Source organism: Streptomyces sp. NPDC055189, assembly GCF_053606765.1.
Genome location: NZ_JBSGSG010000033.1, coordinates 76,198 through 86,619, shown reverse-complemented (window position 1 = coordinate 86,619; position 10,422 = coordinate 76,198). Strand labels below are relative to the sequence as shown.

7 protein-coding genes are annotated in these 10,422 nt (G+C 69.1%); 3 read left to right on the top strand and 4 right to left on the bottom strand.

Annotated features, from left to right (window positions below):
- Positions 1 to 54: 54 nt before the first annotated feature.
- From ACWFR3_RS23550 to dnaK, 4 genes are read right to left on the bottom strand one after another with little or no spacing between them, the layout of a single operon-like run.
- Positions 55 to 519 carry a heat shock protein transcriptional repressor HspR gene (locus ACWFR3_RS23550; RefSeq protein WP_453736581.1) on the bottom strand — a complete coding sequence of 155 codons (465 nt, stop codon included), beginning with the start codon at positions 517 to 519 and terminating at the stop codon, positions 55 to 57.
- A 1-nt stretch (position 520) separates the two neighbouring features.
- Positions 521 to 1,732 (bottom strand): molecular chaperone DnaJ, encoded by a 1,212-nt coding sequence (dnaJ, locus tag ACWFR3_RS23545; protein WP_453736580.1) that lies wholly within the window; start codon positions 1,730 to 1,732, stop codon positions 521 to 523.
- 41 nt (positions 1,733 to 1,773) lie between these two features.
- Positions 1,774 to 2,514, bottom strand: coding sequence for a nucleotide exchange factor GrpE (gene grpE / locus ACWFR3_RS23540; RefSeq protein WP_453736579.1), 741 nt, complete (start codon positions 2,512 to 2,514; stop codon positions 1,774 to 1,776).
- The gene (gene dnaK / locus ACWFR3_RS23535) at positions 2,511 to 4,385 is read right to left on the bottom strand and encodes a molecular chaperone DnaK (RefSeq protein ID WP_453736578.1); all 1,875 of its coding nucleotides are present in this window, start codon (positions 4,383 to 4,385) and stop codon (positions 2,511 to 2,513) included. The genes grpE and dnaK overlap by 4 nt, the downstream gene beginning before the upstream one ends.
- Before the next feature lie 358 nt (positions 4,386 to 4,743).
- Between dnaK and ACWFR3_RS23530 the strand changes: the two genes are divergently transcribed.
- From ACWFR3_RS23530 to ACWFR3_RS23520, 3 genes are all read left to right on the top strand, one after another.
- Complete coding sequence (locus ACWFR3_RS23530) at positions 4,744 to 7,011, top strand: (Fe-S)-binding protein (protein ID WP_453736577.1); 2,268 nt, start codon at positions 4,744 to 4,746, stop codon at positions 7,009 to 7,011.
- Positions 7,012 to 7,222: 211 nt separating this feature from the next.
- Positions 7,223 to 8,554 carry an FG-GAP repeat domain-containing protein gene (locus ACWFR3_RS23525; protein WP_453736576.1) on the top strand — a complete coding sequence of 444 codons (1,332 nt, stop codon included), beginning with the start codon at positions 7,223 to 7,225 and terminating at the stop codon, positions 8,552 to 8,554.
- Between the two features lie 269 nt (positions 8,555 to 8,823).
- Positions 8,824 to 10,218 carry an FG-GAP repeat protein gene (locus ACWFR3_RS23520; RefSeq protein ID WP_453736575.1) on the top strand — a complete coding sequence of 465 codons (1,395 nt, stop codon included), beginning with the start codon at positions 8,824 to 8,826 and terminating at the stop codon, positions 10,216 to 10,218.
- Positions 10,219 to 10,422: the final 204 nt, after the last annotated feature.

The window sequence follows — 10,422 nt, the reverse complement described above, 5'->3', positions numbered from 1 at the left end:
GCATGCGCTTCCCGGCCCCCACTCACATTACTAAGAGCCTCACATGACGAAGGACTACTGCTCCGTCGTCCGCTTCGGGCGCCACACCACCAGCGCGCTCGCCTGCTGCACGTCCTGATACGGGACCAAGTCACGTCGGTACGACGCGTGGACCGCCGCCTCGCGCTGCTGCATCGCGGCAGCCGCGCCCTCCACCGCGTTGGAGAGTTCGACCACCCTTGCCTGCAGCGCCGCGACCTGGTTCTCCAGCTCGATGATGCGCTTGATGCCGGCGAGGTTGATGCCCTCTTCCTGCGACAACTGCTGCACCGTGCGCAGCAGGTCGATGTCGCGGGCCGAATAGCGCCGGCCGCGGCCCGCCGTGCGGTCCGGGGAGACCAGGCCGAGGCGGTCGTACTGGCGCAGGGTCTGCGGGTGGAGCCCGCTCAGCTGGGCGGCCACCGAGATGACGTAGACCGGCGTCTCGTCGGTCAGTTGGTACGCACGCCCGAAACTGGACTGTCGACGACGGCCGTCCATCTCATGCTCCCTTCGCGGCCTGGAACAGTTCTGCCCGCGGATCGTCGTCCGCAGTCGCCTCGCGGTAGGACTCCAGGGCTTCCTTCGCCGAGTCGGACAGGGAAGTCGGAACCGATACCTCCACCGTCACCAGCAAGTCGCCCCGCGAACCGTCCTTGCGGACCGCGCCCTTGCCCCGCGCCCGCATCGTACGACCGTTGGGGGTGCCCGCAGGCACCTTCAGCGTCACGGCGGGTCCGCCCAGTGTGGGCACCTTGACCTCGCCGCCCAGTGCCGCTTCCGCGAACGTCACCGGAACCGTCACCGTCAGGTTGTCGCCCTTGCGGCCGAAGACCTTGTGGGAGTCGACGTGCACGACCACGTACAGGTCACCCGCCGGACCGCCCCGTTCACCGGGACCGCCCTTGCCGCGGAGGCGGATGCGCTGGCCGTCGCTGACACCCGCGGGGATACGCACCTGCATCGTGCGGGACGACTTCGCCCTGCCCGAGCCCTTGCAGACCTCGCAGGGGTCCTGGGCGATCAGGCCCCTTCCCTTGCAGTCCACGCAGGGGTCGGTCAGCGAGAAGCCGCCGCCGCCTCCGCGCGATACCTGGCCCGTGCCGACGCAGGTCGGGCACACGCGCGGCGTGCCGTTCTTGTCGCCGGTGCCGGAACAGGCCTTGCAGGGAGCCTGGGAGGACATCCGGAGCGGGACCGTGGCCCCGTCCACCGCCTCCGTGAAACTCAGCGTGACCTCGGACTCGATGTCCTGGCCGCGCCGGGGCTGCGTACGCGTGCCCGCGCCGCCCGCACCCGTGCCGCCTCTGTTGAACAGGCCCCCGAAGACGTCACCCAGACCGCCGCCGAAGCCGCCGCCGGCACCGGCACCGCCCGCTCCACCGCCCGGGGCGCCGCCTCCGAAGAGGTCGCCCAGGTCGAAGTTGAAAGAGCCGCCGGTACCGCCGCCTCCGGGACCTGCCCGGAAGCCGCCGTTGCCGAAGAGAGCACGCGCTTCGTCGTACTCCTTGCGCTTCTTGGGGTCGCCGAGGACGTCGTTCGCCTCGGAGATCTCCTTGAAGCGCTCTTCCGCCTTCGTGTTGCCCTTGTTGGCGTCCGGGTGGTTCTCGCGTGCGAGCTTCCGGTACGCCTTCTTGATCTCGGCTTCGGTGGCGTCCTTGGGGACGCCGAGGACCTTGTAGTAGTCCTTCTCGATGAAGTCCTTGGTGCTCACCCTCGACGTCCCTCCTCTCGCTTCACAACAACTCCGTCAGGTCAGCCCTCGTCCGGGCCGCCACCGGTCTCCTTGTCCTCCGCCGCGTCGGCGGAGTCCGTGGATGCGGCGGCCTCGGTCTCGCCCTTGACCGTCTGCGCACCCGGCTGCGGCTCGGCCACGGCCACCCGCGCGGGGCGGATGGTGCGCTCGCCGATGCGATACCCCGGCTGCAGGATCGCGACGCAGGTCGTCTCGGTGACGTCCGGTGCGTACGAGTGCATCAGGGCCTCGTGGATCGTCGGGTCGAAGGGCTCGCCCTCCTTGCCGAACTGCTGCAGGCCCATCTTGGCGACGACCGTCTCGAGCGACTCCGCCACCGACTTGAACCCGCCGACCAGCTCGCCGTGTTCCCGGGCGCGGCCGATGTCGTCGAGGCTCGGGAGAAGCTCGCCCAGGAGGTTCGCCGCGGCGATCTCCTTGACCGTGACCTTGTCCCGCTCCACACGACGGCGGTAGTTCTGATACTCCGCCTGCAGTCGCTGGAGGTCCGCCGTGCGCTCGCCGAGCGCGGTGCGCACCTGGTCCAGCTGTGCGATCAGACCGACGTCCTGAGCGGACCGGTCGGACTGAGCGGACTGAGCCGACTGGGCAGATGTCTTGCTTGCGTCCCCGGCCGGGGCCGCCGGGCCCTCCTCGGTGGAGGGCTCGGCAGCCTGCGGCGCCGCGTCATCAGGGGTGGCGCCGGAGGGGACGTCAGGGTTCTCGGCGTTGTCGCCGAAGCCCGGAGTCTCCTCGGTCATGCGGCGCCGCCCTTCTGCTCACCGGGCTTCTCGTCGTCGACGATCTCGGCGTCGACCACGTCGTCGTCCTTGTCCTTGGACATGTTCGGGGCCTCGCCGCCCTCGGCGCCCGGGGCAGCGCCCTCGGCACCGGCGGCCTGCGCGTCCGCGTACATGGCCTGGCCCAGCTTCTGGGAGACGGCCGCGACCTTCTCGGTGGCCGTGCGGATCTCCGCGGTGTCCTCGCCCTTGAGCTTTTCCTTCAGCTCTTCGACGGCGGACTCGACCTCGGTCTTCACGTCACCGGGGACCTTGTCGGCGTTGTCCGCGAGGAACTTCTCCGTCTGGTAGACGAGCTGCTCGCCCTGGTTGCGGGACTCGGCGGCCTCGCGGCGCTTGTGGTCCTCGTCCGCGTACTGCTCGGCCTCCTGGCGCATGCGGTCGACCTCGTCCTTCGGCAGCGAGGAGCCGCCGGTGACGGTCATCTTCTGCTCCTTGCCGGTGCCGAGGTCCTTGGCCGTCACGTGCATGATGCCGTTGGCGTCGATGTCGAAGGCGACCTCGATCTGCGGGACACCGCGCGGGGCCGGCGGCAGGCCCGTGAGCTCGAACATTCCGAGCTTCTTGTTGTACGCCGCGATCTCGCGCTCGCCCTGGTAGACCTGGATCTGGACGGACGGCTGGTTGTCCTCGGCCGTCGTGAAGATCTCGGAGCGCTTGGTCGGGATCGTGGTGTTGCGCTCGATGAGCTTGGTCATGATCCCTCCCTTGGTCTCGATGCCGAGGGACAGCGGGGTGACGTCGAGGAGCAGGACGTCCTTGACCTCGCCCTTGAGGACACCGGCCTGCAGGGCGGCGCCGATGGCGACGACCTCGTCCGGGTTCACGCCCTTGTTGGCGTCCTGGCCGCCGGTGAGCTCCTTGACGAGCTCGGCGACGGCGGGCATACGGGTCGAGCCACCGACGAGAACGACGTGGTCGATCTCGGAGAGCTGGATGCCCGCGTCCTTGATGACGTTGTTGAACGGGTTCTTGCACCGCTCAAGGAGGTCGGACGTGAGCTGCTGGAACTGGGCGCGCGTGAGCTTCTCGTCCAGGTGCAGCGGGCCCTCGGCGGACGCCGTGATGTAGGGCAGGTTGATCGAGGTCTCCGTGGAGGAGGACAGCTCGATCTTGGCCTTCTCGGCCGCCTCGCGCAGGCGCTGGAGCGCCATCTTGTCCTTGGAGAGGTCCACGCCGTGGCCGTTGTTGAACTGCTTGACCAGGTAGTCGACGACGCGCTGGTCCCAGTCGTCACCACCGAGGTGGTTGTCGCCGTTCGTGGCCTTCACCTCGACGACGCCGTCGCCGATCTCCAGGAGGGACACGTCGAAGGTGCCGCCACCGAGGTCGAAGACGAGGATCGTCTGGTCGTCCTTGTCGAGGCCGTACGCCAGGGCGGCGGCCGTCGGCTCGTTGACGATGCGCAGGACGTTCAGGCCCGCGATCTCGCCGGCCTCCTTCGTCGCCTGGCGCTCCGAGTCGTTGAAGTACGCCGGGACGGTGATGACCGCGTCGGCCACCTTCTCGCCCAGGTACGACTCGGCGTCGCGCTTCAGCTTCTGCAGGATGAACGCGGAGATCTGCTGGGGGTTGAACCCCTTGTCGTCGATGTCCACCTTCCAGTCAGTGCCCATGTGGCGCTTGACCGAGCGGATGGTCCTGTCGACGTTCGTGACTGCCTGGCGCTTGGCGACCTCGCCTACCAGAACCTCGCCGTTCTTCGCGAAGGCGACGACGGACGGCGTGGTCCTGGCGCCCTCGGCGTTGGTGATGACGGTGGGCTCGCCGCCTTCAAGAACGCTGACGACAGAGTTAGTCGTGCCCAGGTCGATGCCGACCGCACGTGCCATTTCGGTTCCTCCAGATGTAACTCTTGAGTGGATCTGGCTCAAGAATGCATGAGCGCTTCGCTGGAGTCAACAGAGGTGAGTCGAGGGGGCTCAACTCTTATCCCGTACTTACGCGCAAGCCAGGGGGGCTTTACGGGAGGGGCGGGTGCTCGTCTGCGGGCCCGCCGTGGCTGGTCGCGCAGTTCCCCGCGCCCCTTCGGGCGCTACTTGCGAGGCACCTCGACACCAAGGGTTGCCTGAGCGACGCAGATCACCGCCCTGCTGGCTACAGTGCGGCTGAGTAAGTGGGTAGTCTCAGACGGACTGCATAAGTTACCGCTTAGTAATAGTTCGCCTCGCAGGCCCGAGGAGCCCCCAAATGCAACTCGCCGCGATCATCGTGTCGCTGGTCCTAATCGCGGTCGGCGTCGCGCTGTTCGGCCGTGCCATCGTGCAGATCGTCCAGTACATGCGGCTCGGTCAGCCCGTCCCCGCCGGGACCCGCACCGACCAGCCCGTGCAGCGCACCGTCACCGTGGCCAAGGAGTTCCTCGGCCACACCCGCATGAACCGCTGGGGCGTCGTCGGCGTCGCGCACTGGTTCGTGGCGGTGGGCTTCTTCTCGCTGCTCCTGACCATCGTCAACGCCATCGGCCAGCTCTTCAAGGCCGACTGGATGCTGCCGATCATCGGCGAGTGGGCGCCGTACAACATGTTCGTCGAGTTCATCGGCACGATGACGATCGTCGGCATCCTGACGCTGATCGTCATCCGGCAGCTGAGCAACCCCGACAAGCCGGGCCGCAAGTCCCGCTTCGCGGGCTCCAAGAAGGGCCAGGCGTACTTCGTCGAGGCCGTCATCCTCATCGTCGGCGTCTGCATCTTCACGCTGCACGCCCTTGAGGGTGCCCAGCACCACGTGGACAGCTACGAGGCGTCGTTCTTCATCTCGTACCCGTTCGTCTCGTGGTTCGGGGGCATGGATCTCTCCACGCTGCAGAACCTCACGTACTTCTTCGCCATGATCAAGATCGCGACGTCCTTCATCTGGATGATCACCGTCGCGCTCAACACCAACATGGGCGTCGCCTGGCACCGCTTCCTCGCCTTCCCGAACATCTGGTTCAAGCGCGACGCGGACGGCTCCACGACCCTCGGCGAGCTCCAGCCCATGACGTCCGGCGGCAAGCCGATCGACTGGGAGGACCCGGGCGAGGACGACGTCTTCGGCGTCAGCCAGGTCGAGCAGTTCTCCTGGAAGGGCCTGCTCGACTTCAGTACGTGCACCGAGTGCGGCCGCTGCCAGTCGCAGTGCCCCGCCTGGAACACCGGCAAGCCGCTCTCCCCCAAGCTCCTGATCATGTCGCTGCGCGACCACGCGCACGCCAAGGCCCCGTACCTGCTCGCGGGCGGCGGCAAGGACATGGAGGGCAACGAGAAGGCGACGGAGGAGCAGCTCAAGGACGTGCCCGCCGCCGCTCTCGCCGAGGCCGAGCGCCCCCTCATCGGCACCGCCGAGGAGAACGGCGTCATCGACCCCGACGTCCTGTGGTCCTGCACCAGCTGCGGCGCCTGCGTCGAGCAGTGCCCGGTGGACATCGAGCACATCGACCACATCGTCGACATGCGCCGCTACCAGGTGATGATCGAGAGCGCGTTCCCGTCCGAGGCCGGGACGATGCTCAAGAACCTGGAGAAGAAGGGCAACCCCTGGGGCCTGGCCAAGAAGCAGCGCCTTGAGTGGCTCAAGGAGCTCGACTTCGAGGTGCCGGTCGTCGGCAAGGACATCGAGGACCTCACCGAGGTCGAGTACCTCTACTGGGTCGGCTGCGCGGGCTCCCTTGAGGACCGCGCGAAGAAGACCACCAAGGCCTTCGCCGAGCTGCTCAACATGGCGGGCGTCAAGTTCGCGATCATGGGCGGCGACGAGAAGTGCACCGGTGACTCCGCCCGCCGCCTGGGCAACGAGCCGCTGTTCCAGCAGCTCGGCCAGGAGAACGTGGCGATGCTGAACATGGCCTTCGGTGAGGACGACGAGGACGAGTCGACCAAGAAGCCGAAGACCGCGAAGAAGATCGTCGCGACCTGCCCGCACTGCCTCAACACGCTCGGCAACGAGTACCCGCAGCTCGGCGGCGACTACGAGGTCATCCACCACACGCAGCTGCTCCAGCACCTCGTCGACGAGGGCAAGCTCATCCCGGTGACGCCCGTCGAGGGCCTCATCACGTACCACGACCCGTGCTACCTCGGCCGGCACAACAAGATCTACACGCCGCCGCGCGAGATCATGTCCGCCGTCCCCGGCCTGCGCCAGCAGGAGATGCACCGTCACAAGGAGCGCGGCTTCTGCTGCGGTGCCGGTGGCGCGCGGATGTGGATGGAGGAGCGGATCGGCAAGCGCATCAACACGGAGCGGGTCGACGAGGCGCTCAGCCTCAACCCCGACATCGTGTCGACCGCCTGCCCGTTCTGCCTGGTCATGCTCACCGACTCCGTCAACGGCAAGAAGAACGACGGTGCCGCGAAGGAATCGCTCACGGTCGTGGACGTCGCGCAGCTGCTGCTCGAATCCGTGAAGACGCCGGTGGACCCCGCCGGTGAGTCCGAGACCGCGGACGAGCCGGAGCCCGAGCCGGTGAAGTAACGGCGCTCGACGTGCTTGAGGCCGGTTCCGCCCTCCGGGGCGGGACCGGCCTTTCGTGTCCTGCGGGCGGGACCGGCCTTTCGTGTCCTGCGGAAGGGGGGCATCATGTGTTGGTTGTTGTCGGCTGGGGCGGTCGGGGCGGGAGATGGACATGCGGAGTGCCGGGGTACGTGGCGTCAGACGGAGTGCTGTCGCGAGGCGCGGTGGTGTCATGGGCACGGCAGCCGCCGTCAGCTGCGCGCTGCTGCTCGCCGGGTGCGGGGGCGGCGACGGCGCGGCGAAGCCCGACACCCGGCACAAGCCCGTCAGCATGGCCGGCAAGGGCGCGGCGCAACTGCCTGTACCGAGCGGCAAGGGCAGCAAGGTCGACGACGACTTCAACGGTGACGGCGCCCCCGATCTCGTACTGGACGACCTGGTGCACGACGGCCACGGCGACGACGCGGGCATCGGCGTCGTGTACGGGTCGGAGAGCGGACTGCGCCCCGGAGCACGGCAGTTGCTGAGCGCGCGGAAGAACGGGGCGCGGACCAAGGGCGAACTGCCCGCGTCCTTCGAGTCGGAGGCGTCCTGCGACCTCGACGAGGACGGGTTCACCGATCTGCTGGTCTCCACCGACCCGCCGTACGACGGCCAGGGCCAGCCGCCCGTGCCGTTGCAGATCCTCTTCGGCTCGCCCAAGGGCCTGACCGGCAAGGCCGTGAAGGTGCAGGTGCCCAAGCAGGCACGTATCGGCAACGACTGGTCCGACCAGCCCGTGTGCGGCGACTTCGACGGTGACGGCGCGAACGACCTCGTCCTGCACGCGAGCGGCGCCCGGCTCACCTTCCTGCGCGGCCCGTTCAAGCGCACCGGCGCCCCGCGCGCCGCGGGCAAGCCCCTTGCCGCACCCGGCAACGACCTCGTCACCGGCAGGGCAACGGACGTGGACCGCGACGGCTACGACGACCTGCTGGTCCGCAAGGCCGCGAACGCGACCGGCGCCGCCGCGGGCGCCCTCGTCCTCGGCGGCCCGAAGGGGCCCGCCGAGACCGGGGTGCTCTTCCCGGCGGGCACGGACACCGCGTTCGGGCGCTTCGGCAAGGGCAAGGGCATGGACGCGGCGATCGCGGGCCCGAACGGCGTCGCTCTGCGCTACGACGTGCCGGGCACCCTGCGCTCCACGCTGGAGGCGAAGAACGTGGCCGTGGACGCGGGTGACTTCGACGGCGACGGCCTGAGCGAACTCGTCATGAGCGGGGGCGGCAGCGGAAGCGGGGGCGCCGCCGGTGAGGTGCGGGTCTTCAGGGGGCGTACGGCGGGCATCGACCAGAACGCGTCGGCGCTCGTGAATCCGTCCGCCGAGGGCACCACGGAGGTTCTTGCCATCGCGGACTTCAACGGGGACAAGCGGGCCGATCTTGTCCTGCGGACGGCTCATGGGGACGGCGAGGACACGGTGGGCGTCTATCCGGGGGTGAAGGGCGACCTCGTCTCGCGCAAGCCTCAGGTCACGTTCTCCAGCGCGGAGTTCCTGGCGCTGGGGGGTGGGGACGGGGTTTAGGCGCTGGGGGACGGGGTTTAGGGGTTCTCCGGCCGCGGGCGTGATGTGGCTGGTCGCGCTGGGGGACGGGGTTCAGGGGTTCTCCGGCCGCGGGCGTGATGTGGCTGCTCGCGCAGGTCGCGCAGGTCGCGCAGGTCGCGCAGTTCCCCGCGCCCCTTCGGGGGCGCCTCGTTCACCCTCCGGACACCTGGTCTCCCCCGTCGCACAACCATTCGTACGCCCCGCATGTCACACCCCCGGAAGCAATTCCCCACTCCCGGGAGCCACACGTGCGTGTACGTAATCTGGCCATCTCCGCGACCGTCGCGGCTCTCGCCGCAACGGGCCTCACGCTGCCCCTCGCGAGCACGGCGAGCGCCGCGTCCACGCTCAAGGACGACTACAACGGCGACGGCTACCGCGACCTCGCGATCGGCAACCCGGCCACGAACTCCGTGACGGTGACCTTCGGTTCGGCCTCCGGAGTCGGGACCGGCCGCGCGGTCACGCTCACCCAGAACTCCTCCGGCGTACCCGGTGTCACCGAGCCCGAGGACGAGTTCGGCGAGAACGTCACCAGCGGCGACGTGGACGGCGACGGCTACGCCGACCTCATCGTCGGCGCCCCCGGCGAGAAGGTGACGGGCAAGCCGTCCGGCTCCGTCACCGTCATCCGCGGCAAGCAGGGCGGCTTCGCATCGGGCGGCCGGGTCCTGAACGCCCCCGCCGACACCGCGGGCCGCTTCGGCGAGGCCACCACCTGGACCGACCTGGACGACGACGGCGCGCCCCAGCTGGCCGTGATCAGCGGCGACAACTGGTTCTACTACTCCGGCGCGGGCGAGAACGGCCAGGTGTACGGCCTCGAAGTCGACTTCCTGCCCGAGGGCGTGCGCCTGGACGGCATGGTCGGGGGCAACTTCAAGGTCAAGGACGGCAACGGCTTCGTCCTGTACGGGGGGCGCGCGGACGGCGGCGCCTACACCGCGCACATGAACGGCGGCGCAGGCGACTACGGCTACCAGGCCGAGGTGCTCGGCGAGGGTGACGACCCGACCGCGACCCGCGACGCGGCCACCGCCGCCGACGTCAACGGCGACGGACGCGACGACCTGATCACCGGCAACTCGGTGGACGGGGCGGGCGGCAAGGGCGGTTCGGTCACCGTGCGGTTCGGCGGTGACCGGAAGTTCGGCGCTCCGGTGACGTACAGCCAGGCGAGCGCGGGCGTGCCGGGTGCCGACGAGGCGGGCGACAGCTTCGGCGGGTCCGTCGCCGCGGGTGACGTGACCGGCGACGGCCTGCCGGACCTCGCGGTGGGCGCGCCCGGCGAGACGGTTGACGGCGTCGCGGGGGCGGGCAGCGTCACGCTCCTCAAGTCCTCGGCGGGTGCCTTCACTTCGGGCAAGGCCTGGCACCAGGAGACCGCGGGCGTGCCCGGCGTCGCCGAGGAGAAGGACAGCTTCGGGTCGTCCGTCCGCCTCAAGGACATCAACAAGAACGGCAAGGCGGACCTGGCGACCGGCGCGACCGGCGAGGACATCGGCACGACGCGCAACGCCGGCGCCGTATGGGTCCTGCGAGGCGCCTCCACCGGCCTGACCTCGTCGAACGCGACGTCCTTCAACGGCGCGGACTTCGGGGTCGGGGGCACGGACGCGGACTTCGGCAGGACGCTGCGCTGAGCTTTACACCGGCCTTGTCAGCCCGTCCGGGGTCTGGGTTCTCAGCCCGTCCGGGGTCTGGGTTCTCAGCCCGTCCGGGGTCTGGGTTCTCAGCCCGTCCGGCGTTTGAGGACGAACTCGGCGAAGCCGGTGATTGACGGCAACCAAGGCCCCCGCGCCAGCGGGTTTTCGGGAAGGGGCGGGGTTGGGGACCAAAAAAGCCCA